Source organism: Armatimonadota bacterium, from assembly GCA_025059775.1.
In the GTDB taxonomy this organism is placed as follows: Bacteria; Sysuimicrobiota; Sysuimicrobiia; order Sysuimicrobiales; family Sysuimicrobiaceae; genus Sysuimicrobium.
The window spans coordinates 13311-39941 of sequence record JANXCW010000006.1 but is presented as its reverse complement, the minus strand read 5'-3'; the positions used below and the strand labels follow the sequence as shown (position 1 = coordinate 39941).

General features: G+C 67.7%; 22 protein-coding genes and 1 pseudogene. 10 read left to right on the top strand and 13 right to left on the bottom strand.

What is annotated here, in order from left to right; genetic code table 11:
• Positions 1–30 precede the first annotated feature (30 nt).
• The gene (locus N0A24_05920) at positions 31–1809 is read right to left on the bottom strand and encodes a trehalase family glycosidase (GenBank protein MCS7172924.1); all 1779 of its coding nucleotides are present in this window, start codon (positions 1807–1809) and stop codon (positions 31–33) included.
• Between the two features lie 10 nt (positions 1810–1819).
• Positions 1820–3640: a glucosyl-3-phosphoglycerate synthase gene (locus tag N0A24_05915; GenBank protein MCS7172923.1), complete on the bottom strand. Its 1821-nt coding sequence runs from the start codon at positions 3638–3640 to the stop codon at positions 1820–1822.
• 64 nt (positions 3641–3704) lie between these two features.
• Here N0A24_05915 and N0A24_05910 point away from each other — a divergent pair, with 64 nt between their 5' ends.
• Complete coding sequence (locus tag N0A24_05910; GenBank protein MCS7172922.1) at positions 3705–4778, top strand: bifunctional phosphoglucose/phosphomannose isomerase; 1074 nt, start codon at positions 3705–3707, stop codon at positions 4776–4778.
• A 12-nt stretch (positions 4779–4790) separates the two neighbouring features.
• Entirely contained in the window at positions 4791–5897 is a 1107-nt protein-coding gene (locus tag N0A24_05905; protein MCS7172921.1) for an ABC transporter ATP-binding protein, read from the top strand.
• Position 5898: 1 nt separating this feature from the next.
• On the opposite strand, the gene N0A24_05900 is transcribed toward N0A24_05905, so the two are convergent.
• Together N0A24_05900 and N0A24_05895 are read right to left on the bottom strand one after the other, a co-directional pair.
• On the bottom strand, positions 5899–6147 hold the full coding sequence (locus N0A24_05900; GenBank protein ID MCS7172920.1) for a zf-TFIIB domain-containing protein: 249 nt from the start codon (positions 6145–6147) through the stop codon (positions 5899–5901).
• Positions 6148–6227: 80 nt separating this feature from the next.
• The gene (locus N0A24_05895; protein MCS7172919.1) at positions 6228–7103 is read right to left on the bottom strand and encodes an SPFH/Band 7/PHB domain protein; all 876 of its coding nucleotides are present in this window, start codon (positions 7101–7103) and stop codon (positions 6228–6230) included.
• Positions 7104–7215: 112 nt separating this feature from the next.
• Between N0A24_05895 and N0A24_05890 the strand changes: the two genes are divergently transcribed.
• Complete coding sequence (locus N0A24_05890; GenBank protein MCS7172918.1) at positions 7216–8154, top strand: ROK family protein; 939 nt, start codon at positions 7216–7218, stop codon at positions 8152–8154.
• Between the two features lie 15 nt (positions 8155–8169).
• Positions 8170–8763, top strand: coding sequence for an O-acetyl-ADP-ribose deacetylase (locus N0A24_05885; GenBank protein ID MCS7172917.1), 594 nt, complete (start codon positions 8170–8172; stop codon positions 8761–8763).
• On the opposite strand, the gene N0A24_05880 is transcribed toward N0A24_05885, so the two are convergent.
• From N0A24_05880 to N0A24_05845, 8 genes and pseudogenes are all read right to left on the bottom strand, one after another.
• Entirely contained in the window at positions 8720–9898 is a 1179-nt protein-coding gene (locus N0A24_05880) for a 2-oxo acid dehydrogenase subunit E2 (GenBank protein ID MCS7172916.1), read from the bottom strand. The genes N0A24_05885 and N0A24_05880 overlap by 44 nt on opposite strands.
• Positions 9899–9907: 9 nt before the next feature.
• Positions 9908–10882: an alpha-ketoacid dehydrogenase subunit beta gene (locus N0A24_05875; GenBank protein MCS7172915.1), complete on the bottom strand. Its 975-nt coding sequence runs from the start codon at positions 10880–10882 to the stop codon at positions 9908–9910.
• The gene (gene pdhA, locus N0A24_05870) at positions 10879–11877 is read right to left on the bottom strand and encodes a pyruvate dehydrogenase (acetyl-transferring) E1 component subunit alpha (GenBank protein MCS7172914.1); all 999 of its coding nucleotides are present in this window, start codon (positions 11875–11877) and stop codon (positions 10879–10881) included. The genes N0A24_05875 and pdhA overlap by 4 nt, the downstream gene beginning before the upstream one ends.
• A gap of 30 nt (positions 11878–11907) precedes the next feature.
• Positions 11908–13266, bottom strand: coding sequence for an acetyl-CoA carboxylase biotin carboxylase subunit (gene accC, locus N0A24_05865; protein MCS7172913.1), 1359 nt, complete (start codon positions 13264–13266; stop codon positions 11908–11910).
• A gap of 26 nt (positions 13267–13292) precedes the next feature.
• A complete protein-coding gene (accB, locus tag N0A24_05860; GenBank protein MCS7172912.1) occupies positions 13293–13754 on the bottom strand; it encodes an acetyl-CoA carboxylase biotin carboxyl carrier protein in 462 nt (153 codons plus the stop codon).
• Positions 13744–14550: pseudogene (locus tag N0A24_05855) on the bottom strand (acetyl-CoA carboxylase carboxyltransferase subunit alpha). The gene accB and the pseudogene N0A24_05855 overlap by 11 nt, the downstream one beginning before the upstream one ends.
• Positions 14551–14560: 10 nt before the next feature.
• The gene (gene accD / locus N0A24_05850; protein MCS7172911.1) at positions 14561–15427 is read right to left on the bottom strand and encodes an acetyl-CoA carboxylase, carboxyltransferase subunit beta; all 867 of its coding nucleotides are present in this window, start codon (positions 15425–15427) and stop codon (positions 14561–14563) included.
• Between the two features lie 101 nt (positions 15428–15528).
• Entirely contained in the window at positions 15529–17589 is a 2061-nt protein-coding gene (locus N0A24_05845; protein ID MCS7172910.1) for a cation-translocating P-type ATPase, read from the bottom strand.
• A gap of 175 nt (positions 17590–17764) precedes the next feature.
• Between N0A24_05845 and N0A24_05840 the strand changes: the two genes are divergently transcribed.
• The gene (locus tag N0A24_05840; GenBank protein ID MCS7172909.1) at positions 17765–18925 is read left to right on the top strand and encodes a trypsin-like peptidase domain-containing protein; all 1161 of its coding nucleotides are present in this window, start codon (positions 17765–17767) and stop codon (positions 18923–18925) included.
• A 2-nt stretch (positions 18926–18927) separates the two neighbouring features.
• On the opposite strand, the gene N0A24_05835 is transcribed toward N0A24_05840, so the two are convergent.
• Entirely contained in the window at positions 18928–20754 is a 1827-nt protein-coding gene (locus N0A24_05835) for an arginine--tRNA ligase (GenBank protein ID MCS7172908.1), read from the bottom strand.
• 75 nt (positions 20755–20829) lie between these two features.
• On the opposite strand from N0A24_05835, the gene N0A24_05830 reads away from it, so the two are divergent.
• From N0A24_05830 to N0A24_05810, 5 genes are all read left to right on the top strand, one after another.
• Entirely contained in the window at positions 20830–21153 is a 324-nt protein-coding gene (locus tag N0A24_05830; protein ID MCS7172907.1) for a hypothetical protein, read from the top strand.
• A gap of 41 nt (positions 21154–21194) precedes the next feature.
• The gene (locus N0A24_05825) at positions 21195–22451 is read left to right on the top strand and encodes an S-layer homology domain-containing protein (protein MCS7172906.1); all 1257 of its coding nucleotides are present in this window, start codon (positions 21195–21197) and stop codon (positions 22449–22451) included.
• 165 nt (positions 22452–22616) lie between these two features.
• Positions 22617–23882, top strand: a complete 1266-nt coding sequence (gene rho, locus N0A24_05820; protein MCS7172905.1) for a transcription termination factor Rho — start codon at positions 22617–22619, stop codon at positions 23880–23882.
• A gap of 17 nt (positions 23883–23899) precedes the next feature.
• Complete coding sequence (locus N0A24_05815; GenBank protein ID MCS7172904.1) at positions 23900–25594, top strand: peptide ABC transporter substrate-binding protein; 1695 nt, start codon at positions 23900–23902, stop codon at positions 25592–25594.
• Between the two features lie 71 nt (positions 25595–25665).
• Entirely contained in the window at positions 25666–26631 is a 966-nt protein-coding gene (locus tag N0A24_05810; GenBank protein ID MCS7172903.1) for an ABC transporter permease, read from the top strand.

Genomic DNA, 26631 nt, shown 5'->3' with positions numbered 1-26631 from the left:
ACCTGGCGAAGGGCCTCGATCTGCTTCCCCCTAAATTTCCCCCCTGGACCGGCGAATGGCGAGGTCCGCGTACAGCGCCGCGGACCACCCGAACCCGGGGGCTGCCCCGGGCGGTACCGCGCCGGTTTCGGGGTGGTAGTACTCCTTGATGTCCGCGTGCAGGGCCACGAGCTCCAGGGTCCGGTCGCACAGCGCCCGGGCTACGGTGTGCCGGCCGCACCGGAGCAGGCCCTCGATGAGCATGTAGTTCAGGTTGATCCACGTGGGTCCACGCCACATCCGGTCCGGCCGATATCGGGGATCGGATCGGGCCACGCTGGGAACCGGATAGGAGGTCCAGAAGTGCTCGGGGTCCACGAGGATCCCCACCAGCCGCTCCACCACCTCCTCTGGGAGACGCCCCGTCCACAGAGGGAAGAGGCTCAGGGGAGTGAGGACGGGAACACGCTCCGAGCTCAGGCTGGTCCGCCGATGGGCCCAGAAGATCCCGGTGTCCGGATCATAGAGCCTTTCCACCATCCGCTGCACGAGCGCATTCGCTTCCGCCTCCCACCGCTCCGCCTCCTCCTCCTCGCCCAGCAGCCGGGCCATGTGGCTCAATGCCTCCGCCTGCAGACACAGGTAGGTGGGAAGGTCGGGCGAGACCACGGGCATGCCGAAATCCCACAGGGGGCTGTCGTCCAGGCCCGAGGAGAAGGGATGGTGGTACTCGGGAAGTCCGTCCCCGTCCGTGTCACACTGCTCCATCCACCACCGCTGCCAGCGGGAGAGGGGCTCGTACAGCTCCGCGACGAAGTCCACGTCCTGGATTGCCTCGTATACCTTCCACAGCGCCCATCCCGCCACAGGGGGTTTGGTGACGGGACCCGGGATCGGCTCCTCCAGGTAGTCCACGATCCCTTCGTCGAAGACGCAGTCCGGTAGCCGACCATCAGGCCGCTGGTGGTCGAAGAGGACCCGGAACTGATCTGTGGCCAATAGGGGGTCCACGTGCCGGTAGGCAAGGGCATGGAAGAAGGCGTCCCACTGCCAGAGCCCCACGTAGTGCACCTTCGAGGGGACCAGGGCTTCCCGGGTCAGGTAGTACCGGGTGCTCAGCAGGCCCGCACGGAGGAGGTACCACGCATAGTCATAGGTGGGCCGGAAGCGCAGGTCCACCTCCGGAACCGCCTGGAACCACTCCCGCCACCGCCGCTCCGCTTCCGCCACCGGATCGTAGGGCCGGATGCGGCGATCGAACCCGAGCCGGGGCGTGATGTTCAGGGTGATTTGAGCTTGCGGGGTGGCCTCCACCCAGAGCTCCACGCGCCACTGGTTGGGGCCCTCCGGTCGGAGTTCGTTGCGGCAGATAGGGGCATTGGTGGTGTAGGCCATGTGACGCACGCCCCGGGTTGTGCCGCCCCTCCGGTCTGCGGCCGCCTCCTGTGCCCGCACCCAAAACCGCAGCCCGCACTTTCCGGGGGGAGGTCGCAGCACCAGCAGTTCTGGCCCATCAAAGGCCAGCTCGAACAGCCCCACGGGCGTGTGGAACTCCAGCTTATGGGGATACGTCACGAGCCTCCAGAAGAGGGACGCTCCTCCGCCGTCCAAGAACTGCAGCCCGCTCACCAGCGGTGGGCGCATCCGGTAGTGGCCCTCCACCTGTGTAAGCCTCGGCCATCGCTCGCACAGGTGGATCCGCAGTCGGGATTCCCCCGGTTCCCGAAGGACAAGGATGCGGCTTCCGCGGTCCGTAAAAGGCACCACCGTGATGTCCAGGCGGTTGCGGAGCAGCTCCAGAGGATCCGGATTCGGTAGCGGGGTCCGCATCTCGGTGGTGCTAGGTGGGGACAGGTCCCCTGGCGCGGTGGAGCGCCACGCGGCGGGCTCGGTACTCGGGGATCGTGATCATGGGCGGCCGCTCGACCTCCGTGATCTCCCGTTCTTCCAGTCCAAGCGTACCTTCTTCCCAGCGGATCAGTTTCATGGTGCGGGAGGCCTCGGGGAGGATCGGGGCCTGGATCCGGTCCTCCACCCTCCGCAGCACCACCTGCACGATCTGATAGGCCATGAGGGAGAGGGAGGGGAGGGACTGGTTCCGATGAATGCGCTGCTCCAGGTCCACCTGCCCGATGGCCCGCAGTCCGAACCGGTTCAGGAGGTCGATGAGCATGCCCATCTCCACCCCGTAGCCTGTGAAGAAGGGGATCTGCTCGAGGACCTCACGCCGGCCCGCGTACTCGCCCGCGAGGGGCTGGATGAGCCCTGAGAGCTCAGGGAAGAAGAGGTTCGTAAGGGGGCGGGCCACCAGCTCCGTTACCCGGCCACCCCCGGTTTCGTACAGCCGGTCGCCCACCTGGAGGGGGCGTCGGTAGTAGCCCTTCACGAAGGCGATCCGCTCCTCCCGCAGAAGGGGTCCCACGAGCCCGTACACGAATTTCGGGTGCATATTCCGGATGTCCGTGTCCACCCATACCACGATGTCCCCCCGCAGCACGTACAGGCTCTTCCACAGGGCCTCGCCCTTTCCCAGGTAGCTTCCGTACTGGGGCAGGACCTGGGAGTGGCGCACCACGGGGATCCCCAGGGAGGCCGCGATCTCCCGGGTTCGGTCCGTGGAGTCGCTATCCACCAGCACCATCTCGTCCAGGAGGGGGTGTCGGTCCATGAGGGCGTCCTTGAGGACCCGGATGATCTCCCCGATGGTCTCCTCCTCGTTAAGGGCGGGCAGTCCCAGACTGATGGTGAGGCCCCGCTCCCCCTTGAGGGCCACGAGTCGCTCCAGGTCCGCGAACTCCCGGGCGTGGAAGGTGTTCTCCGCGAACCACTTCTCCACCTCCGCCCGGGACCAGGAGCTCCGGGCGGTGCGGAGGACGATCCAGTCCGCCACGGGCAGGGAGCTGCGCACCGCCACCAGCATGGGCAGCTTCCGCAGGGGAGGCTGGACGGCAGGTCGGTGCGGGTCCGCGGTAGCACCCACCACCACCACGGAGTGGTGGGGCGCCTCCCGCACGATCACCTCCGCGGCTCGCCCCATGGCGAACTTCCGCCGTACCCCCTTGGCCACCTCCTGCTGCATCACCGTGAGGTACGGCCGCTCCTCCCGCCACCGCTGGGACTCCGGGATGTCCTCCCGGAAGACGTGGAGGGCCGTGACTTCTCCTCCCTGCGGGAGGGCCAGGGCCTGGGCCACCCGGAGCGCGAGCTCCGCGTTGGGTCCCCCCCGCACGCCCACCAGAGGGTTACGGAAGGCCTCGAGGGGAGCGCGGGGCAGGATCACGAGATCACAGGGCGGGTGGTGGAGGAGGAAGTCCAGGCTGCGGCCGAAGAGGTTCTCCCGTCCCACTTCCCGCACCAGGACCAGGAGCGCCGCCTGCGCTTCCAGGCACGTGGCCGCGATCTCCCCCCACGCCTCGTGCCCTACCCGGACCGCCGTACGGACCTCGAGCTCCGGTCGGAGGTCCGCGGCGCACTGTTCGAGCCGCTCCCGCATCATCTGGGCCTCAGTAGCCCCCCGGCTCAGGGGTTCGGAAGGTGGGACCAGGACCACCCCGAGGAGCAGGAGAGGCGCTTCCCAGGCCTGGGCAAGCGCTGCACCCACGGACAGCGTCTCCTGCCCGCCTGCACCTTCGAGGATCGGCAGGACGACAGGGCGTCGCACCACTTCCCTAGTAGTGTATCCGCCGGAGGGAAAGGCGTCACGGAACGCGAAATCCCTCACGGACATGGTGCGGGGACTGCTGGACGACCCCGATCGGTGCCGGGCCCTCGACCCACGAGGGATGCTGAGGCTCGTGCTGCGCTTGGGCGAGACCCTACAGGAAGGCTACTGGCTGGGACGGGAAGCACCGCTTGGGCCTCCTCCGGATGTGGCGCAGGTGTTGGTGCTGGGGATGGGAGGCTCCGGCATCGGTGGGGACCTGCTGCGGGGATTGCTGTACGAGCGGGCGGATATCCCGGTGGTGGTGGTAAAGGATTACACCCTTCCCCGCTGGGTGGGTCCGAAGACCGTGGCGTTCGCCTGTTCGTACTCCGGGAGCACGGAGGAGACGCTGGCCGCCTACGAGGCCGCGGGCAAAGCAGGGGCGGTGCGGGTGGCCATCACCTCCGGAGGCGTGTTGTACGAGTGGGCGCGGTCGGAGGGTGTTCCCGTGATACGGATCCCCTCCGGGTACCCGCCCCGGGCGGCCCTCGGATATCTCTTCGCCCCCATGTTGGCGGTTCTGGAGCGGTGGGGAGTGCTTCCCCCGCAGGAAGCGGCGGTGGCGGAGGCCGCTTCGGTGCTCGCCGGACTCGCGGGGGAGTGGGGGCCGGACCGCCCGGAGGCGGAGAACCCCGCAAAGCGGCTGGCCAGGGCCCTGGCAGGACACGTCCCCGTGGTCTATGCCCTCCGTGGCTTCACGGAGCCAGCGGCCCTGCGATGGAAGACCCAGCTCAACGAGAACAGCAAGATGTTCGCGGCCACCCACGTCTTCCCGGAACTCAACCACAACGAGACGGTGGGATGGGCGCTTGCGGGGCAACCGGAGGGGATGCTGGAGGTGGTGGTGCTGCGGGATCGGGAGGACCCGCCGCGCTTGGTGCAGCGGCTGGAGATCACCCGGGAGATTGCCTTCCACAAGGCCAGCGGCTACCATGAGGTGTGGAGCCGGGGAGAAGACCCCCTGAGCCGTCTTGCCTCGCTCGTGCTGTTCGGTGACCTCGTCAGTGTTTACCTCGCATACCTGAACGACGTGGATCCGTATCCCGTGGTGGTCATCGATGAGCTGAAGCGGCGGCTGGAGGGGGGGCCTCGATAGGGGGAGCGGGGAATGGCACGGGTGTTCCTCGATCGGGTGACGAAACGATTCGGAAACGTGGTGGCCCTGAGTCACGTCACCCTGGAGATTCCGGACCGGCAGTTCACGGTGCTGGTGGGGCCCAGCGGGTGCGGGAAGACCACGGCCCTGCGGCTCATCGCGGGGCTGGAGGACCCCACGGAGGGCGACATCTACATCGGCGACCGCCGGGTGAACGACGTTCCACCCAAGGACCGGGACATCGCTATGGTCTTCCAGAACTACGCCCTCTACCCCCACATGACCGTGTACGAGAACATGGCGTTTAGCCTGCGGCTGCGCCGCTACCCGCCGCGGGAGATCGACCGGCGGGTGCGGGAAGCTGCCCACATGCTGGGGATCGAGCACCTCCTGGACCGCAAGCCCAAGCAGCTGTCGGGCGGGCAGCGGCAGCGGGTGGCCCTGGGGAGGGCCATCGTGCGGGAGCCTCAGGTGTTCTTAATGGACGAACCCCTCAGCAACCTCGATGCGGCCCTGCGGGTGCAGACCCGGGCGGAGCTGAAGAAGCTCCATGCGCGGCTGCAGACCACCACGGTCTATGTGACCCACGACCAGGTGGAGGCCATGACCATGGGGGACCGGATCGTGGTGCTGCGGGAAGGGGTGGTGCAGCAGGTGGACACCCCGCTGAACCTGTACCAAAAGCCCGCAAACATGTTCGTGGCGGGATTCATCGGGAGCCCCTCCATGAACTTCATCCCGGGCCGGTTGGCCCGCCAGGATTCGGTCTTCGTCTTTGACGCGGGCAGCTGGCGGGTACCGATCCCACAGACCCTCACCCCCTACGTGGAGCCGTGGGGCGGAAAGGAGGTCATTTTGGGGATCCGGCCGGAGCACATCGAGGACGCGGCACTGCGCAACGGAGCCCTGCCGCCGCACTTCGCAGCTCTGCGGGCAAAGGTGGAGGTGCATGAGCCCCTGGGCTCAGACGTGATCCTCTACCTGGAGGCGGGCGGGCATTCCCTGGTGGCCCGGGTAGATGCGAACAGCTCCGCACGAATGGGAGATGAGGTGACCGTGGCTCTCGACATGAGCCGGCTCCACCTGTTTGACCCAATCAACCACCAAGCCATCGTGTAGATCAGTCGAAGTCAAACAACTCGCTCAGGAATGACTTACGCTTCCTCCGATGCTTGTGTATCTCCGAGTATCGTTCCGGATACGGACCTTCCCCGTATCTGGAGATTTCAGACGTCCCCAGAGATCGTTCGATGATCTTGTCGAGTTCACCTCGGTCTAACCACACGCCCCGACACTTGGGGCAGTAGTCGATCTCAATGCCGCTGCGCTCCGCGATCCGTAGCTCCACTTGGCAGACTGGACACAACATCTCCAATCACCTCCGACTGGACACGTCTCCTGACCTACGCTACGGAGTTGGGGAAGTCGCTGGTTCCGCCTCGATCTGGATCATCCCTGCCGGCTAGCGTCAGATCCTCGAGCTAGGTCTGCAAAGGGCGCCACCAGACGCGTGAACTCCAGCGGAAAGACGAACTTGGTAGCGGGACTAGCGCCCAGGGCCTTTAGGGTCTCCAGGTACTGGAGGGCCATGGTGTTGGCATCCACGTTGCGAGCCACACTGAAGATCTTGTCCAACGCGAGCGCGAATCCCTCCGCCCGCAGGATAGCTGCCTGCCGATCGCCCTCCGCCCGCAGGATGGCCGCCTGCTTTTCGCCCTCCGCCACCTTGATGGCCGCCTCCCGCTTGCCGTCCGCCTCCGTAACCACGGCCCGGCGGTTCCGCTCCGCGCTCATCTGGCGGGTCATGGCCTCCTGGACCTCCCGGGGCGGGAGGATCTCCCGGATCTCCACCGCGGTCACCTTCACCCCCCACCGCTCGGTTACCTCATCCAGCTTGGCCCGCAGCACCTGGTTAATCTGCTCCCGCCGGGCCAGCACATCGTCCAGGAGGATGTCCCCGATCACGGCCCGCAGGGTGGTGGTGGCGATGCCTCGGGCGGCACCCGCGAAGTCCTGTACCTGGATCACGGAGGATTCCGGATCCACCACCTTCCAGTAGATGAGGAAGTCGATGTTAATGGGCGCGTTGTCCTTGGTGATGCAGGTCTGGGAGGGGATCTCCAGGAATGCCTCCCGGAGATCCACCCACATAGCCCGGTCCACGAAGGGAATGAGGAACACCACTCCCGGGCCCCGGCGGCCGATGCTCCGGCCCAGCCGGAACACCACCAGCCGCTGGTACTCCCGCACGATCTTTACGGAGCTCCACAGCAGCCAGATGGCCACGAGGAGGATCGCAGTCCCGTACACGCCCACGGCGGTCATACCCTCCCTCCCCTGTTCGGGATCCCACCAGAGAGGATTGCATGCAGGGGTCGAGAACTCCTTCCGCACCCGGACGGGAGTTACGGTAGGCTTGGCGTGGAGGAGGAACCGCGTGGAGGAGTGGATCTGGACGGTGGATCTGGGGGCCACAAACCTCCGGGTGGGTCTCGTGGACTCCACGGGGGAGCTGGTGGCCACCCTGCGGGTGCGCACGCCCCAGGAAGGTCCGAAGGCCGTGGTGGAGGCCATCGCGCGGCTTGTGGAGGAGCTCCGCCCCCGGACGCGGGAGATGCCGCGACGCATGGGGGTGGGAGTTCCGGGGCCCCTGAGCGTGACGGAAGGGATCGTGCACGCCCCGCCCAACCTCCCGGGCTGGCAGGAGGTTCCCCTGCGAGCCCTTCTGGAGGAGCGGCTGGGGCTTGCGGTGACCCTCGAGAACGACGCGAACGCCGCGGCGGTGGGGGAGTGGTGGCGGGGGGCAGCCCGGGGAGCCCGGCACGTGTTGTACATCACGTGGAGCACGGGGATCGGCGGGGGACTGATCGTAGACGGCCGCATCTATCGGGGTGCCTCGGACACCGCGGGCGAGATCGGACACGTCACCGTGGATCCCCTGGGCCCCCTCTGCCCCTGTGGCCGGCGGGGGCATCTGGAGGGGATCGCGGGAGGACGGGCCATCGCCCGCGCGGCGCGGGAAGCCCTCGCCCGGGGAGAGCCCAGCGGACTGGCAGCGGTGGAGGAGATCACCGCGCGGGAGGTCGCGGAGGCGGCGCGGGGAGGGGATCCGCTGGCGCGGCGGGTGCTGGAACGGGCCAGTTGGATGATGGGGCTCGCGGTGGGGAGCATGCTGAACCTCCTGAATCCGGAGGTGGTGGTCATTGGTGGCGGGGTGGCGCGATCCTGGGACCTAGTGGAGGGTCCCCTCGTGCGGGCGGCGCGGGAAGCAGCGTTCGAGGCACCCTTCCGGGCTGCCCGCATCCTGGCCGCGGCCCTGGGGGAAGGTGCGGGCCTGCTCGGCGCCGCGTACGTGGCACTTCAGAAGGCGGAGTGACGGGGGGAGGTGTGTATGGAGATCGTGGTGGGCGGAACCCGGGTGGAACTGGTGCAGGGCGATATCACCCAGCAGACGGTGGACGCCATCGTGAACGCGGCCAACCCCACCCTCATGGGTGGGGGCGGGGTGGACGGCGCCATCCACCGGGCGGGCGGTCCCGCCATCTTGGAGGAGTGCAGGCGCATTGCACAGAGCCTTCCCGGCCACCGCCTCCCGCCGGGGGAGGCGGTGATCACCACGGGCGGGAACCTCCCCGCCAGGTTCGTGATCCACACGGTGGGACCCGTGTGGCAGGGTGGGGGGGCCGGGGAGGACGAGACCCTCGCCCGGGCGTACCGCAACAGCCTACAGCTGGCACTGGATCGGGGCCTGCGCGCCGTGGCCTTCCCCTCCATCAGCACAGGGGCGTATGGGTTCCCCATCGAGCGGGCGGCCCGGGTGGCCCTGCGCACCATCCTGGCGTTCCTGGAGCAAAACCCAGGGAGGTTTGATCTGGTACGCATGGTCCTGTGGAGCGAGAGGGACCTGGGGGTATACGAGCGGACCCTTCAGGAGCTGAAGCCTACTCCGCCAGGAGGAGGAGGGGGTGCTCCAGCAGGTGCTTGAGGTCCATCAGGAACTCCGCGGCCCCGACCCCGTCCGTGATCCGGTGGTCCACGGAGACGGTTAAGGAGACCACGGGCCGCACCTCCACCCGCCCCTCACGGACCACGGGTCGCTCCTGGGCTCGCCCCACCGCCAGGATCCCGGCCTGGTGGGGGGGGATAATGGCCGCAAAGTTGACCACGTCGTACATGCCCAGGTTACTTACGGAGAACACCGCGCCCGTGTACTCCTCCTGCCGCAGACGCCCGCCCCGGGCTCCTTCGATGAGCCGTCGGGCCTCCCGGGCCAGCTGCAGGAGAGTCAGCCCATCCGCGTCCCGCAGCACGGGGTTTACGAGTCCGTCCGGTGTCGCCACGAGAATGCCCAGGTGGACGCTGGAGAACCGTCGGAGGGTGCGGTCGTCCAGGATCTGGCTCCGGAGTTCCGGATGCCTGCGCAGGGCGAGGACCGTGGCCTTGAGGACCAGGTCGTTCACGGTGACCCGGCCGTCCTCTCCCAGGGCCTCCTCCAGCTGTCGGCGCAGCTCCAAGGCCCGGGAGAGGTCCGCCTCCGCGGTCACGTAGAAGTGGGGAATGGTCTGCTTGCTGAGAACCACGGTGCGGGCAATCGCCTGCCGCATCCGCGGCAACTCCAGATCCTCGTACTCCGCCCCGGGTGGAGCCGTGGGACTTGGGGGAGCCTGTGGGGGCCGGAGCTGGGCCAGGTAGGTCTGGATGTCCCGCTCCACGATACGTCCACCGGGGCCCGTTCCGCGGACCTTCGTGAGGTCGATGCCATATTGGGCCGCGAGCCTCCGGGCAAGAGGGGAAGCCTTCACCCGTTCCGCCTCCGCGGCTTCCACGGCCTTCGCCTCGGGAGCGGGAGGCCGTGCCTCCGTGGGCGGCTGTGGGGGCGCTACGGTCTCAGTTCCGTTGATGTAGGCGATCACCTGGCCCACGGGGACCACCTCCCCTTCCCGGGCCAGGATGTGAAGCACCCCGCTGCTTTCCGCCTCCACCTCCACGTTCACCTTGTCCGTCTCGATCTCCAGCAGCGGCTCCCCCTTCTCCACCCGTTCGCCGTGCCTCTTGCGCCAGGCCAGGATCTTCCCCGTGACCATGGCGTCGCCCATCTTCGGCATGATGACTTCCGCCATCTCCGCTCCTCAGACGGTGACCTGCCGCACCGCTTCCATGATCTTCTGCTCGTCGGGGAACGTCAAAAGCTCCAGGTTTCGGGCGTACGGTGCGGGGACGTCCTCGCCCGTGACCCGCTCTACGGGGGCATCCAGGTCGTCGAAGCACCGCTCGTAGATCTGCGCGGAGATCTCTGCCGCGGCCCCATAGAGCCGCCATTGTTCCTGCACCACAACCGCTCGGTGGGTTTTGCGTACGGAGGCCGCCACGGTGTCCATGTCCAGGGGTCGGAGGGAACGGAGGTCAATCACCTCGCACTCGATTCCCTCCCGGCTTAGCCGTTCGGCGGCCGAGAGCGCCAGGTGCAGCATGCGGCTGTAGCTCACCACGGTCACGTGGTGCCCGGGCCGCACCACCGAGGCCTTCCCGAAGGGCACCGTGTAGTCCCCCTCGGGGACTTCCCCCCGGATGCCGTAGAGGGCCGCGTGCTCCAGGAAGATCACCGGATCCTCTCCCCGGATGGCAGCCCGTAGCAGGCCCTTGGCATCCGCGGGCGTGGCCGGGGTCACCACCTTCAGCCCCGGGAAGTGGCCGTAGAAGGACTCGAAGGACTGGGAGTGCTGGGCCGAAAGCTGCACCCCAGCCCCGTTGGGCCCCCGGATCACCACCGGCGCCCGTAGCTGTCCACCGGAGAAGTACCGGACCTTCGCCGCGTTCTGGAGGATCTGGTCTGCGGCGGGGAGGCTGAAGTTCCAGGTCATCACCTCCACCACGGGTCGCAGGCCCAGCATGGCCATGCCAATGGCGGCCCCGATGAATCCCAGTTCGCTGATGGGCGTGTCCATCACCCGGCGGGGGCCGTACCGGCTCAAAAGGCCCTCCGTGATCCGGAAGGTGCCCCCGTAGACCCCGATATCCTCCCCCAGCACCAGCACCGCGGGATCGCGATCCATCTCCTCGATGAGGGTGGACCGGATGGCCTCCCGGTAGGTCATCTCCGTCACGGGTCCGCTCCGTACACGTCGGTGTACAACTCCTCCGGCGGAGGTTCCGGGCTTTGCTCCGCAAAGGCCACGGCGTCCTCCACCAGCTCCTCCGCCCACGCGTAGATCTCCGCCTTCATGGCGTCGTCCAGGGCGCCGCGTTCCCGCAGCCGTCGCTCCAGCAGGAGGAGGGGATCCCGCTGCCGCCAGCGCTCCACCTCCTCCTTGGTGCGGTAGCTCTGGAAAAGATCCGCGGCCCCGTGACCGCTGAACCGGTAGGTCACAGCCTCCACCGCGTACGGGCGTCCGGTGCGCCGTACCTCCTCCACCACCCGTCGGGCCACCTCGTACACCACCACCACGTCCATGCCGTCGCACCGTTCGTTGGGGATGGCGTAGGCGTCGAAACGCCGGGCGAGGTCCGGCACCGCGGAGGCTCGATCCACGGAGGTGCCCATGCCGTACTGGTTGTTCTCGACCACGAAGACCACGGGACACATCCCTTCCTTGCCCCACAGTCCCGCTAGGTTCGCGGCCTCATGGAAGGCGCCGGAGTTCATGGCCCCATCCCCGAAAAAGCACAGGCAGACCCGGTCCGTCCCCTGGTAGCGGAGGGCATAGGCGGCGCCCACCGCAAGCGGCAGGTGGCCTCCTACGATCCCGTAGCCGCCGTAGAAGCCCCGCGGGACGTCCACGAGATGCATGGAGCCGCCCTTCCCCTTCGCCACCCCCGTGACCTTGCCGTAGAGCTCCGCCATCACGGCCCGGGGGTCCGTTCCCCGCAGGAGGGCATGGGCGTGGTCTCGGTAGCTGGCGAAGAAGATGTCGTCCTCCCGGATGGCGTCCAGAAACCCCGTGGCCACCGCCTCCTGACCGATGTACACATGAAGGTAGCCACCGATCCTCCCCCGCCGGAAGCTGCGTTCCGTCTGCTCCTCGAACCGCCGTACGAACACCATCCGGCGGTACCAGTCCAGCATCCGCTCCAGAGCCACCCGTTCCTCGACCCGCTCCATGTCCCCGCCTCCTTCCCCGTCCACCGGCCCTTACCGGGAGAGAGCGCTGAGATCCATCCGACGCTGGACGAAGTTCGTGTACACCTCGCCCCGGCGGAAGAAGGCGTTCTCTAGGAGGAGCCGGTGGAAGGGGATGGTGGTCCGAATGCCCACGATCTCGAACTCCCGCAGGGCCCGATCCATTCGGGCGATGGTCTCCGTCCGGTCCCGTCCCCACGCGATCACCTTTGCCACCAGGGAATCATAATACGGCGGAATGGTGTAGCCCGCATAGACGTGGGTGTCCACCCGGATGCCGGGACCTCCGGGAAGGACGAGCCCGCGCACGGGACCGGGACTCGGGCGGAAATCGTGGGCCGGATCCTCTGCGTTGATGCGGCACTCCATGGCGTGCCCCCGGAACTCCACGTCCCGCTGGGAGAAGCTCAGCCGTTCCCCCCCGGCGATCCGGATCTGTTCCCGTACCAGATCCAGGCCCGTGATCATCTCTGTGACGGGATGCTCCACCTGGATGCGGGTGTTCATCTCCATGAAGTAGAAGTTCTCCTCCCGGTCCACCAGGAACTCCACGGTTCCCGCACTGGTGTAGCGGATCGCCTGCGCGAGGCGCACCGCGGCTCGATGGAGGTTGCTGCGCAGGCGCGGGGAGAGGCCCGGGGCCGGGGCTTCCTCCAGCAGTTTCTGGTGCCGGCGCTGGATGCTGCACTCCCGCTCCCCCAGGTGCACCACGTTGCCCCGGGTGTCCGCCAGGATCTGTACCTCGATGTGTCGGGGCTCCTCCAGGTACTTCTCAAGGTACACTTCCCCGGAGCCGAAAGCCGTCTCCGCCTCTCTCTGGGCCAGGGCCATGGCCCGCCCCAGCTCCTCCCGGGAGTGCACCACCCGCATGCCGCGTCCTCCCCCACCCGCGGAGGCCTTGATGAGGAGGGGGTATCCGATGCGGTCCGCCACCGCGAAGGCCTCCTCCAGGGTACGGATGGGACCCTGGCTTCCGGGAACCACGGGAATTCCCGCCTTCTGCGCGATCTCCCGGGCCCGGGCCTTGTTCCCCATGGCCTCCATGGCCTCCGGGCTGGGGCCGATGAAGGCGATTCCGGCGTCCCGGCAGATCTCCGCGAAGTGGGGGTTCTCCGCCAGAAACCCGTATCCGGGGTGGATGGCCTCCGCGCCCGTGACCTCCGCGGTGCTGAGGATGTTGGGGATGTTCAAGTAGCTCTCCGCCGCGGGCGGTGGACCGATGCAGAAGGCCTCGTCCGCGAGCCGCACGTGGAGACAATCCCGGTCCGCCTCGGAGTAAACGGCCACGGTGCGGATCCCCATCTCCCGGCACGTTCGGATGATGCGCACCGCGATCTCCCCCCGGTTCGCCACGAGGATCTTCCGGAACACGGGGACTCCTCCGTTCGCGGACCCGTTCAGGTTTCGGTCTCAGGTTCGATGAGCATGAGGGGCTGCCCATACTCCACGGGGGTACCGTTCTCCACGAGGATGCGCATCACCCGGCCTGCTACCTCCGCGGGGATCTCGTTGAACATCTTCATGGCCTCGATGAGGCACACCGTCTGGCCCGCGGTCACCCGGTCCCCCTCATTCACGAAGGGCGGGGCGTCCGGGGCCGGCGCCCGGTAGAAGGTGCCCACCATGGGGGCCGTGACGGGGATCCACCTCGGGGTCGGAAGTTCGGGCGTGGTCTCCGCGGGGGAGTGGGTCTGGGAGGAGACGGTGGGAGGCGGAGGGGGAGCGCTGTTCCCGCGGCCCTTGCGGATGGCCACCCGCAGGCTGCCCGTCTCGATCTCCAGCTCCGCGATGTCCGCTTCGCTCACGATGCGCACGAGCTCCCGGATCTCCTCCACGTTCAGGGCATCCTCACGGTTCATCCGTCTCCTCCGCAAACCGGCCCAGGCTCCGGTACTTCGCGTACCTTCTCGCCAGCAGCTCGTCAACGGGGGTGGCCCGCAGGATCTGCAGGGTGCGACGGAGGGCCTCCCGGACCGCGGCGAAGGTCCGGGGGAGATCCTCGTGGGCGCCGCCTGGAGGTTCCGGGATCACCTCGTCCACCACGCCGAGCTGCTGCAGATCCCACGCGGTGAGCTTCAAGGCGTCCGCGGCTTCCTCCTTCCGCGCCGCGTCCCGCCAGAGGATGGCGGCGCACCCTTCCGGTGGGATCACGGAGTAGACGGAATACGCCATCATGAGGATCCGATCGCCCACTGCGATGCCCAAGGCCCCTCCGCTCCCGCCCTCGCCCGTGATCACCACCGCGATGGGGGTGCGCAGTCGGGCCATGGTGAGGATGGCACGGGCGATGGCCTCCGCCTGGCCCCGTTCCTCCGCCTCGATGCCAGGATAGGCGGCGGGGGTGTCCACGAAGGAGAGGACCGGGAGCTTGCGCTTCTCCGCCAGGCGCATGACCCGCACCGCCTTGCGGAAACCCTCAGGGTTTGGCATCCCCCAGCGGCGCTCCAGGTTCTCCTTGGTCTGCCGACCCTTGCGGTGCCCGATCACCACCACGGGTTCCCCCTCGAACCGGGCGAGGCCGCAGAACAGGGCGGGGTCGTCTCCAAAGAGACGGTCTCCGTGCAGCTCCGTGACCTCGGTGAACAGGGCCTCCAGGTAGTCGTCCAGCTTGGGCCGCTGGGGATGTCGTGCCAGCTGCACGATTTCCCAGGGAGAGGGGCGGGGCTCAACCGATGGGGGCACGCTCATCCGCGGTTGCCTCCGCCCTGCACCCCAGCAGCCGCAGGATCTGGGCCACGGTCTCCTTCAGTTGGGGGCGGGGTACGATGAGGTCCACCATCCCGTGCTGCAGCAGGAACTCAGCGGTCTGGAACCCTTCCGGGAGCTTCTGGCGCATGGTCTGCTCGATGACCCGCTGGCCCGCGAACCCGATGAGAGCCCCTGGTTCCGCCACGTGCACGTCCCCGAGGAGGGCGAAGGAGGCCGCTACCCCGCCCGTGGTGGGATCGCAGAGGATGGAGACGAAGGGAAGGCCTGCCTCGTGCAGGCGTGCCACCGCGGCACAGGTCTTCGCCATCTGCACCAGGGAGAGAGTCCCCTCCTGCATGCGGGCCCCACCGCTGGCGCTGCAGGTGACCACGGGAATCCCGCGCTCTGTGGCTCGCTCGAAGGTGCGGGCAATCTTCTCGCCCACCGCGGATCCCATGCTGCCACCCAGGAAGTCGAAGTCCATCACCGCCAAGGCCGAGCGTATTCCCTGAATGGTCCCCTCTCCGCAGATCACGGCCTCCCGTCGGCCCGTCCGGCGGGCCGCCTCCTCGTAGCGGTCCGCGTATCCGGGGAAGCCCAGGGGGTCTACGGATCCTAGGCCCGCGTCCCACTCCACGAAGGATCCTTCGTCCACCAGCAGCCGCAGACGCTCCGGCGCGCTCATACGGTGGTGGTGGCCGCAGCGGGTGCACACCTTCAAGTTGCGTTCCAGCTCCTTGCGATAGATGGGCCGGTTGCACCCGGGACACTTCACCCACAGGCCGGCGGGGATGTCCCGACGAGGACTCGCCTCGTATTTCGGACGCCGGATCCAATCCCACATGCTGCCTCCCCCTTTATACCGCACCGCCCATCCCTGCGGGGCGGTGCTGGATAGCAGGTCCCGTGGTCAGCCTGACATCCGTAGACTCTGCAGGCAAGGGGCTAGCGGGACCGCAGCAGTCGCGCGCTGTTGAGGAGGATGCCCACATCCGGAAAGACCTGGGCCGCGGCGGCGAGGATGGGCGGGAGGTAGCCGAGGGCGGCCAGGGAGAGGCCCAGAAGGTTGTAGAGGGTGGTGAAGGCGATGTTTGTACGAATGACCCGAACCGTGCGGCGGGCCATTCGGATGGCCTCCGGTACCAGCCGCCAGTCACTCCGTAGGAGGACGAGGTGTCCGGCCTCCAGCGCCACATCCGTCCCACCCCCCATGGCGATCCCCACATCCGCCTGCGCGAGGGCCGGGGCATCGTTCACCCCGTCTCCAACCATCACCACCACATGTCCCTGCGCCTGGTAGTCCCGCACCACCGCGATCTTGTCCTCCGGGAGGAGTCCGGCCCGGTAGGGAATGCCGAGGGATCGGGCCACCGCCGCGGCGGCCTCTGGTCGGTCACCGGTCAGCAGCTCCATGCTGGAGAACCCCAACTTCCGCAACTCCGCAAGAGCTTCGGGGACCTCCGGCCGGAGTTCGTCCGAGGCCGCTAGAAGCCCTAGGGGTTCTCCGTCGCGCAGGACGCACAGGACGGTCTTTCCCTCTTCCGCGAGGCGCTGCACCTCCCTGTGGAGCTCCGGATGCCAGATCACCCGGGGATTGCACACGGAGACCTCGTGCCCGTCCAGCCGGGCCCGCACGCCGATCCCCGGGAGAGCCTGGAACTCCTCTGGAGCACGTACCGGAAGCCCCCGCTCCCGCGCGAGCCGTCGGATAGCCTGGGCCAGGGGGTGCTCGGAATCGTGCTCCGCGCTGGCGGCCAGCGCCAGCACCTGGACCTCCTCCCACCCGTTCAGCGGGACGACGTCCGTAAGACGCGGGCGCCCCCGGGTAAGCGTTCCGGTCTTGTCCAGGAGGAGCACGTCTGCCCGGGCCAGGGCCTCCAGAGCGCGCCCGCCCTTGATGAGTACGCCGCCCCGGGCGGCGGCCCCGATGCTCGCTAGGATGGCCACGGGCGTGGCGAGGGCAAACGCACAGGAGCAGGCCACGGCGAATACCGCGGCCATCGCCAGGGGGTCCCGGCGCAGAAACAACGTGCCCAGGCCTACCGCGGCCACCACGGGCAGGTAGTAGGCGCTGAAGCGGTCCGCGATCCGCTGGACTTCCGGTCGGTGGGTTTCGGCCTCCTCCACCAGGTGGAGGATGCGTCCGAAGGTGGTGTCTGAGCCTACCCGGGTGGCTTGGATGCGCAGGCTTCCCAGCAGGGCAATGGTGGCTGCAAACACCCGATCCCCCGGCCCCACCTCCACCGGTACCGCCTCGCCGGTGAGGGGGCTCTGGTCCACCGTGGCACGCCCCTCCACCACCACGCCGTCCACAGGAATCCGCTCCCCGGGCCGCACCACCACGATCTCCCCCGGCCGGACCTCCTCCACGGGAACCTCCACCTCCTGGCCCGCCCGTACCACCCGGCTCATCTGGGGCCGGAGCCGGACCAGGGCCCGGAGGGCCGTTCGAGCGTGATGGACGGTGAACCGCTCCACCGCTTCCCCGATGCGCATGAACAGGGCGAGGACGCAGCCGGTGGCCCACTCTCCCACCGCGGCCGCGGCTAGCACGCCTGCCGTCATCAGGGTGTGGGCGGTGATCCGGCGGCGCAGGGTGGCCCGCACCACGGCCCGGAAGGCGGGAAATCCCGCGGCCAGGGTCCCCAGGATCCACAGGGGCCAGGGAATTCCGCGTTCCAGTATCTGGAAAACCCCGGAGAGTTCCCCCACCACGAGGGCGACGACGAGGCCTACCAGGGCTCCGAACACGGCGAGGATGGGGAGGGAGATCCCGTCCCGTGGTTCCCCCTCCCGCGTCTTGCACACGTATCCGGCTTCCTCCACGGCCCTGCGGACGGCGGCCTCATTCAGCCGAAGGGGATCGAAGCGGATCACCACCTTCTCCGCGGCCGGCAGGACCTCCACCTGCTGGACGCCGGGGAGCTGGGCGAGAGCCTGCTCCAGGGTTCGCACGCACTCCGCGCAGTCCATACCCTCTACGTGGAGTTGCAGGGTCTGGGCCATTCCCGGTTCTCCTTTCCAGTCCAACTTCGCCTTCAGGGAGCTGGAGTGTGCTAGGATAAATATTTTCCTGAACTGTCCCGAGGTCAATCCGGGGAACATGACAGGGCTCGGCCCACGTGACATTATGGAGAGGGAGAAAGAGCGCTCAGCGCGTGACAGAGTGGATGGTGCGGCCATGGACACTTCTAGCGATCCGGTCTACGGGACTCCACCGGTGGCACCTTCCCTGCCTCCCCGCCGGGGGCTGAGTGCGGGGGCGGTGGCCCTCGTTGTTCTGCTCGCCTTCCTGAGCGGGGGGGCGGGCGGGTACGTGGTCCCGCGTCTGGTAGAAGGAAGACCTGCCCTCCCCGCTCCGGTTGCCTCCCCCCCGACCGTGAGCGGTACCCTCCGGGTGGTCCGGGAGGAATCCGTCATCATCCAGGTGGTGGAGAAGGTCCAGCCCAGCGTGGTGAACATCAACACCCTGGGATTTGCCCAGGGCTTCTTCGGTCAGCTCTTCCCCCAGCGGGGCGCGGGCTCCGGGGTCATCGTGAGCTCGGATGGCTACATCCTTACCAACAACCACGTAATCGCGAACGCCACGCAGATCCGGGTGAAGCTCCTGGACGGCACGGAGCTGGAGGGCCGAGTGGTGGGAACCGATCCCCCCTCGGATCTCGCGGTGATCAAGGTGAACCCGCAGGGGCGGCGGCTACCGGCTGCGGAGCTGGGGGATTCGAGCCGGCTGCGGGTGGGGCAGCTGGCCATCGCCATCGGGAACCCCTTTGGGTTGGGGAGTACCGTGACCGTGGGGGTCATCAGTGCCCTGAACCGTCAGATCAGCGATCCCGGTAGCGGCGTGCGCCTGGACAACATGATCCAGACGGACGCGGCCATCAACCCCGGCAACAGCGGCGGAGCGCTGGTGAACAGCGCAGGACAGGTCATCGGGATCAACACCGCCATCATCCCGCAGGCCCAGGGCATCGGCTTCGCCATTCCCTCCTCCGTGGCCCGCACCGTGATGGAGCAGCTCATCCGCACAGGGTCCGTCCAGCGGCCCTTTCTGGGCGTGGCCACCCAAGACATCACCCCGGAGATCGCCTCCCAGTACGGGCTGCCCGTGGACTACGGAGCCCTGGTGGTGGAAGTGGTGCCCGCAAGCGGCGCGGAAGCCGCGGGGATCCGTCCCCTGGACATCATCGTGGAGATCAACGGTCGCCGCATCGAGAACGGGGCGGATCTGCAGGCGGAGATCCTCCGACACAGGATCGGCGATGTGATCACGGTCACCGTGGTCCGGGGAGGGCAGCGTCTGCAGCTGCGGGCCCGGCTCGGCCAACGTCCTCCCCGCTGAGGTTACATCTCCTCAGGGGCGGGAACGCCCAGCAGGGTTAGGCCTGTCCGGAGGACCTCCCGGACCTGGCGCACGAGCTGCAGCCGGGTGCCCCGCAGGCCAGGAGGGGCCTGGAGCACGGGGGTGGCAGGGCTTCCATCGGGATGACGGGCGTTGTAGTAGGCGTTCCACGCGGCCGCGAGGTCCAGCAGGTACTGGGCGAGGGGATGCGGCGAACGGTCCGAGGCCGCGCTCTGTACCGCCTCGGGGAAGTTCAGGAGGGCCTTTGCCAGTTCCCGCTCGTAGGTCGTGGCCTGCTCGAAGTCTGCCGCCTCTTCCGTGAGGCCGGCGTCCTGGGCTCTGCGGAGGATAGCACACGCCCGGGCATGGGCGTACTGTACGTAAGGGCCCGAGTCCCCCTCGAAGGAGAGGGCCTGCTCCCACCGGAAGTCGATCTGCTTTCGGGGCTCCGTCTTCACCATCGCGAACCGCACGGCCCCCACCCCCACCTGCTCCGCCGCGGCCTTTGGATCCGGGTGGTCAGGGTTCTTCTCCGCGATGATCCTCCGGGCACGGGTCACCGCCTCCTCCAGGACCTCGTCCACGGAGACCGTGTGCCCCTTGCGACCCGAGATGGGACGGCCCTCCAGGAGCACGGTCTCGTAGGCTAGGTGATGACACCGTTCCGCGAGCTCCGGGTGCCCGACCACCGCGAGGGCGGTCCGGACCACCAGCTGAGGATAGCTCTGCCGCACGTCGATCACGTTGATGGTCTCCTGGGCCCCCCCGAAGGGCACCTCCGTCTCCCCCTCCGGGTGGGAGGTGTAGAGGAGCTTCCCGGAGGGCTGGCGGTCAAAGGGCGCAAACCGGAGTCCCCCCAGCAGCCCCACCTTCCAGAACTGGAGGGCGATGTCCTTGGCGGTGTAGGTGGCGGTTCCATCCGAGCGTACCAGCACCAGGTACGGATCCTCCAGGCCCTGTACGAAGGCGGAGGTGTCCAGCACCAGAGCCCCCGCGTATTTCCCCTCCGCGGGCCGATGGACGTGCGGGCTTCGGCTGAGCAGCGCCAGAGCCTGGCGGAGAAGGCCCGCCCGCACGAGGTCGGATTCCCACACCAGCACGTCGTATTCCGCCCCCAGCCGCCACATGGTTGCGAGCTGCGCGCGGAGGATGCGCTCCACCTCCCCCCGGAACTCCCCCGCCTCCAGCCGGTGCAGTTGATCCCGGATTCCGGGCTCCAGTTCCGCTTGGCGGGCCGGATCCTCGAGGTCCCGGTGGAGCCGCACGTACGCCTCGCCCACCCAGTGGTCGTACTTCTGGGATCCGTCGTAGCGCAGCCCGTAGTAGTGGAGGGCGAAGAGGGTCTCCGCCACCTGCCGACCCGTGTCGTCGATGTAGTTGACCACCTCCACCTCGTGGCCCGCGTACGCGAGGATGCGGCTCAGGGCGTCGCCCAGGCAGATGTTGCGCAGATGCCCCACGTGCAGTTCCTTGTTGGGGTTCACCGCGGTGTGCTCCACCAGCACCTTCCCAGGCCGCGGGGGGAAGGGGGAGAGGGGAGCCGTGGCCGCGCGCACGAGGAAAGCGGCGTCACACTCGAAGTTCACATACCCGCCCACCGCCATCACGCGATGGACGCCCTCCGGGGGGACGATCCGGCCCACGAGTTCTTCCGCAATGGCGGAAGGAGGCCTGCGGAGCAGGCGCGCCAGCTGGAAGGCCACGGGCGTCCCGTAATCCCCCAGTACCCCCGGGGGGACGAGCTGCACGGGGGCCTCTGGAGGCTCCACCCCCAGGAAGGCCACTGCCTCCCGGATCGCCCGGGCCAACCGTGCCTTCAGGTCCACCATCGGCGGCCATCGTAGCAAACCCTGGGGTCCCCGACAAATCCCCTGGAGGGGTGGTATAATCCCAGTGAAATGGTAATGGCTCGGGACCTCCTCGACCGCTTGGCCCGGTCCGCACGGGAGAGCGTCACCGTGGTGGCGCGGGAATCGGAACGGTGGGCTCGCCTGGCCCGGACGCAACTGGAGCTGGGCACCCTCCGAGCCCAGCTGGGGGATCAACTGAAGGCCATCGGGCGGCAGATCCTCCTGCGGCATCGGGCGGGAACCCTTATGGATCCCGAGCTCGTACTCCTCTGTGGACAGGTGGAGGAACTGGAGGGACGGATCCGGCAGCTGGAGCGGGAGCTGGAAGCCCTGCGGGCACCGCGAAGGCCCGCCGGGACGGAGGCCCGGGAAGCGTAGATCCCGTAACGATCCCTGAGCGTACCGAGGAGGAGGACCCCGTGCATCGCCGCACGCCGTGGTGGGTAGGCCTTTCCCTGATCGGGATGCTCGTCTCCGTGGCTTCCGCCCAACTGTACACGGACATGGCCGGAAGCCCTGAGCTTCGAATGGTCGAGAAGCTCGTGGCCAAGGGTGTCTTCGAGGTCCCTCAGGACCGTCAGTTCCGGCCCGCGGATCGGATCACGCGGTTGGAGTTCGCCCTGAGCCTCGCCCGGGCGGTGGGGCTCAAGGAGGCAGATGACCGGCTCCTCCCGGATTACCGGGATCTCGGGGAGATTCCCCGGGAGGCGAGGGGACTGCTGGCTGCCCTGGCGAACTCCGGGACCGTGGACCGGTTGCGAGCTGTACGCCGGTACCAGACCTTGGAGGTCATCCTGGAGACCCCGAAGGGAACCTACGGTCCCGGGGAACCCATTCCCCTAAAACTTCTGGTACGCAACGTAGGAGGCCGCGCGGTGGAGCTGGAGTTCCCAACCGCGCAGACCTACGATTTCGTGGTGCGCCGTCAGGACGGTGCGGAGGTCGCGCGATGGTCCCTGGGCCGCTCCTTCTCCACCCAGGGCATCCGGATGAGGGTAGAGCCCAACCAACAGATCACCCTGGGGGAGACCCCGGGGTGGAACCAGGTGGACCAGAACGACCGGCCGGTCCCGCCGGGCCGGTACGAACTCATCGGGGTCGTGACCGCCCGAACCAACCCCATGTCCGCCACCGTCTTCTTCACAAAGGGGTTCATCACCGCCTACCCGGACAATACCTTTCGACCCCGGGCGCCGCTGAGCCGGGCGGAGATGGCGGAGCTGGTGGCGCGGGCCGCGGGCCTGGACCAGGAAGCATTGAGCAAGCGTGGCAATCCCATCGAGGCGTCAGACGCGGGGGAAGTCCGGCCGGAGCATCGGGGGTACGTGGCCCTGGCATTGGAGCGGAGGATCCTGCGCCCCGTGGAGGGGCGGGTGCGGCCCAATGACCCCGCCACCCGCCTGGACGCCGCGGTGGCCCTGGACGCTGTCATGAACCTCCTGGGCCGGTATAATTTTGTACGGGGGCGGCTGCACACGATCCAGGGCGGCAGCCCCATGATCCTGCAGATCGCCGATGGCTCGTCGATCCGCAGCTTCCGCGTTGCCCCCCTCGTGGCCGTCTACCGGAACGACCGTCCCGCCGAACTGCGGGATCTGAGGGCCGGAGACGAGGTGGCGTTGTTGCTCCTCGGGGAGGTGGGCGACGTTACGTACATCGAGGCGAAAGGACCCTGACCGTCTCACGGAAAAGGGTGTTCGGGTGCGGAGCCTGTTCGGGTCAGGAGCGCGGTTCCGGCGGTGGGGAACCTTTGGGATCCGGAGAGTCAAAAGGTAGAGGACGTTCCGTCGAGCCAGGACGCGGTGGCTGACGTGCGTCCGCGAAACGGAGGTGGAGCACACTTGGCACTCTCCCTTGCGGAACTCGGACAGAAGAATCTGAGCGAGCTTCAGGAGATCGCCCGGGAGCTCAACATCCCCAACTACCGACGGTACCGGAAGCAGGAGCTCATCATGCGCATCCTCCAGGTCCAGACGGAGCGACAGGGCCTGATGTTCCGCTCCGGGGTCTTGGAGGTGATGGCAGAGGGCTACGGCTTCCTGCGGACCCACGGGTACCTCCCCAGCCCGGAGGACATCTACGTTTCCCCCTCCCAGATCAAGCGGTTCGGGCTGCGGGTAGGGGATGAGGTGTTGGGGCAGGTGCGGCCCCCGAAGGACAACGAGAAGTACTACGCACTGCTCCGGGTGGAAGCCGTGAACGGTATGGACCCCGAGCAGGCCCGTAACCGGCCCTCCTTCGATCAGCTCACGCCCGTCTTCCCCTACGAGCGCTTCAAGCTGGAGTACCAGGGAGACCTCACCACCCGGGTGGTGGACCTCTTCGCGCCCATCGGCAAGGGTCAGCGGGCCATGATCGTCTCCCCTCCCAAGGCCGGGAAGACTACCTTCCTCAAGAAGATCGGACAGGCCATCGTGGCAAACCACCCCGAGGTCTACCTCATGGTCCTCCTCCTCGACGAGCGGCCGGAGGAGGTCACGGACATGCGGCGGTCCGTGGAGGCGGAGGTGATCGCCAGCACCTTCGACCGACCCCCGGAGGAGCACATCCAGGTGGCGGATCTCGTGCTGGAGCGGGCCAAGCGGCTGGTGGAGGGGAAGCGCGACGTGGTGATCCTCCTCGACAGCCTTACGCGCTTTGCCCGGGCCAACAACCTGGTGATCCCCCCCTCCGGCCGGACCCTCACGGGGGGGTTGGATCCCGCGGCTCTGCACCGGCCCAAGCGGTTTTTCGGAGCCGCCCGGAAGATCGAGGAGGGCGGGAGCCTCACCATCGTGGCCACGGCCCTGGTGGACACCGGCAGCCGCATGGACGACGTCATCTACGAGGAGTTCAAGGGGACTGGCAACATGGAGCTGCACCTCAGCCGTAAGCTCCAGGAGCGCAGGACCTTCCCCGCCATCGACATCAAGGCCTCCGGGACCCGGCGGGAGGAGCTGCTGCTAACGGAGGAGGAGCTGCGGAAGGTGTGGGTGTTGCGCAAGTCCCTGGAGCAGTTGGATACAGTGGCCATGACGGAGCTCATCCTGGACCGGATGCGTCGCACCCCCAACAACGCGGCCTTTTTGCGATCCATCGTGAAGTCCTCCGAGGAGGACGTGAGCTGAGGGAGGAGGGACCCCACATGCGGAAGGGATGGTGGATCCTGCTGGTGGGTGGGCTGCTCGCCCTGCCGGGCTTGCTCCTGGCGGCCCCCGCGGTACAGCCCGCGGTCTCCCCGGACACGGTAGTGGTAGGCACCCAGCAGGAACCCGCCAACATCGGCATCCTGTTCTGCGACGGCTGCACCATGTTCGTGGGGACCATGGTCGCCACGCCGCTCTTCGTCCCCGTGGTGGAGATGACGGACGAGTGGAAGTGGCAGCCCGTGGCCGTCCAGAAGCTACCCAGCCTCAAGGACGGGGATTGGAGGCTTCTTCCGGGCAACAAGATGCAGGTCACCTGGAGGCTGCGTCGGGGGCTGCGGTGGCAGGACGGCAGACCCCTCACCGCGGAGGACTTCATCTTCGCGTGGCGGGTGAACCTGAATCCGCGCTTTCCCTCCGCGGGCCGGGACGTCTCCGAGCGGGTGGAGAACATCCGGGCCCCGGACCCCTACACCCTGGTGGTTCAGTGGAAGAAGAAGTACGCGTTTGCGAATCTCACGGTGAACGGGGTGGGTTACCTGCCGCGCCACCTCCTTGCGAGCGCCTACCAGCGGGATCCCACCAAGCTCCCCCAGAACGCCTGGGGCACCTCCGAGCAGACGGTGGGGACCGGGCCTTACCGGATCGTGGAGTGGCGGAAGGGATCCTCCATCACCCTGGAACGGTGGGACCGGTTCCCCTACGAGGCGGTAGGGGGATCCTGGGGCACCCGGGCGCAGATCCGGCGTCTTGTGTTCCGGTTCGTGCCGGACACGAACACCCAGGTGGCCAATGTGCTCGCGGGCACCGTGGATGTGTTCGACGAGACCGCTATGCCCTTCGTCCAGGGTCTGGAGCTAGAGAAGCGGCTGCAGCGCGAGGGACGGCTCGGCCGGGAGTGGATGCTCCGGGCGGAGCCGGGCCTCGTGTGGGAGCACATTGACCTCAACGTGGACAACTTCCACCTGCGGGACAAGCGGGTACGGCAGGCCCTGGTATACGGAATCAACCGGGAGCTCATCGTGCAGCAGCTCTTTGAAGGTAAGCAGCCCATCTCCCACGGCCCCTTCCCTCCCAAGCACTACGGCTACAACCCCACCCTCAAGAAGTACCCTCATGACCCCGCCCGGGCCCGGCAGCTGCTGGCGGAGGCGGGGTATCGGCCCGGTCCCGATGGGATCTTGGTCAAGGACGGCCAGCGGCTCTCCCTCACCTTCATGACCACCGCGGGGAACCGCACCCGGGAGGCGGTGCAACAGATCATCCAGCAGCAGCTCCGGGAGATCGGGGTGGAAATCCGCATCCAGAACCAGCCGGCCCGGGTGTATTTCGGGGAGACCCTTCCGAGCCGGAAGTTCGACATGGCCATGTACGCCTGGGTCTTCAATCCCATCTCGGACTGTGAAGGGATCTTCACGGGGGATACCCTTCCGCCGCACGGTCAGAACTACCCGGGCTGGAAGCACGAGGAAGCAACCCGTCTCTGTCACGCGGTCCCCGAGGAGCTCGATGAGGGCCAGCGGGCACGGATGCTGCGCCGGTTCCAGGAGATCTACGCGGAGGAGATGCCCGTAATCCCCCTCTACTTCCGGGCGGACTACGTGGGCTGGAAGGCACTCGTGCGCAACCTCCGGCCCACCGGGGCGGACGCGCCCATCACCTGGAACGTCACGAACTGGGCGTGGGCCCGGTGAGGGAGGGGGTGGGGAGGGAACGCGCCTGCCCGTGAGCCCCGCCCTGGAGTTCCGGGAGGGATCGCGGCACAATGATTCGGTACCTGGTCCGCCGCTTGCTCCAGATGGTCCCCCTGGTCTTCGGGATCTCCGTGATTCTCTTCCTTGTGCTCGTGATGGCACCGGGCGACCCCACGGATCTCCTGCTCGCGGGCAACCCCAAGGTACGGGCGGAGGACATCCGGCTTCTGCGCGAGATCTACGGTCTGGAGGATCCCCTCCCTATCCGGTACCTGAAGTGGCTGCGGGCCGCGGTGCGAGGGGATTTCGGATACTCCCGCATCTACAAGGTGCCTGTCATGGACCTGATCGCGGAGCGCCTGGCGAATTCCCTGTGGCTCACCGTTCCCTCCTTCCTGCTGGCCGTGGCGGTAGCGGTTCCCGTGGGGATCTACTCCGCCCTCCACCAGTACTCCAAGGTGGACTACGCGGCCACTTTCTTTGCCTTCTTCGGGGTATCCATCCCCGCCTTCTGGTTCGGTATCCTGCTCATCTACATCTTTGCGGTGCAGCTGCGGTGGTTGCCGCCCGGGGGCTTCAGTACGCCGGGCGTTCCGGAGGGCTGGCCGGCGGTGCTGGACCGCCTCCGGTACATGGTGCTCCCCGTCCTGGTCCTCTCCTTCCTCTCCATGGCGGCCCTCACCCGGTACACCCGGGCCAGCATGCTGGAGGTCATCCGGCAGGACTACATTCGGACCGCCCGGGCCAAGGGACTTCGGGAGTCCGTGGTGATCGTCAAGCACGCCCTCCGCAACGCCCTCATCCCCATCGTGACCGTGCTGGCCCTCCTGATCCCGGGTCTGTTTGCGGGCGCTCCCCTTACGGAGACCGTGTTCAGTTGGCCCGGGGTGGGGCGACTCCTGGTGGAGTCCGTGCTGGGGGGGGATTACGCGGTGGCCCAGGCCGCCTTGCTGTTCCTATCCATCCTGGTCCTCCTGGCGAACCTGCTGGCGGATGTGGCCTACGCCCTGTTGGACCCCCGCATCCGGTACGAGTGA

Coding starts and splice junctions, on each gene's coding strand:
- N0A24_05920 (MCS7172924.1), bottom strand. CDS start 1,809: ATGCGGACCCCGCTACCGAATCCGGATCCTCTGGAGCTGCTCCGCAAC.
- N0A24_05910 (MCS7172922.1), top strand. CDS start 3,705: ATGGTGCGGGGACTGCTGGACGACCCCGATCGGTGCCGGGCCCTCGAC.
- N0A24_05905 (MCS7172921.1), top strand. CDS start 4,791: ATGGCACGGGTGTTCCTCGATCGGGTGACGAAACGATTCGGAAACGTG.
- N0A24_05900 (MCS7172920.1), bottom strand. CDS start 6,147: ATGTTGTGTCCAGTCTGCCAAGTGGAGCTACGGATCGCGGAGCGCAGC.
- N0A24_05895 (MCS7172919.1), bottom strand. CDS start 7,103: ATGACCGCCGTGGGCGTGTACGGGACTGCGATCCTCCTCGTGGCCATC.
- N0A24_05885 (MCS7172917.1), top strand. CDS start 8,170: ATGGAGATCGTGGTGGGCGGAACCCGGGTGGAACTGGTGCAGGGCGAT.
- N0A24_05880 (MCS7172916.1), bottom strand. CDS start 9,898: ATGGCGGAAGTCATCATGCCGAAGATGGGCGACGCCATGGTCACGGGG.
- pdhA (MCS7172914.1), bottom strand. CDS start 11,877: ATGGAGCGGGTCGAGGAACGGGTGGCTCTGGAGCGGATGCTGGACTGG.
- accB (MCS7172912.1), bottom strand. CDS start 13,754: ATGAACCGTGAGGATGCCCTGAACGTGGAGGAGATCCGGGAGCTCGTG.
- accD (MCS7172911.1), bottom strand. CDS start 15,427: ATGTGGGATTGGATCCGGCGTCCGAAATACGAGGCGAGTCCTCGTCGG.
- N0A24_05845 (MCS7172910.1), bottom strand. CDS start 17,589: ATGGCCCAGACCCTGCAACTCCACGTAGAGGGTATGGACTGCGCGGAG.
- N0A24_05840 (MCS7172909.1), top strand. CDS start 17,765: ATGGACACTTCTAGCGATCCGGTCTACGGGACTCCACCGGTGGCACCT.
- N0A24_05835 (MCS7172908.1), bottom strand. CDS start 20,754: ATGGTGGACCTGAAGGCACGGTTGGCCCGGGCGATCCGGGAGGCAGTG.
- N0A24_05830 (MCS7172907.1), top strand. CDS start 20,830: ATGGCTCGGGACCTCCTCGACCGCTTGGCCCGGTCCGCACGGGAGAGC.
- N0A24_05815 (MCS7172904.1), top strand. CDS start 23,900: ATGCGGAAGGGATGGTGGATCCTGCTGGTGGGTGGGCTGCTCGCCCTG.
- N0A24_05810 (MCS7172903.1), top strand. CDS start 25,666: ATGATTCGGTACCTGGTCCGCCGCTTGCTCCAGATGGTCCCCCTGGTC.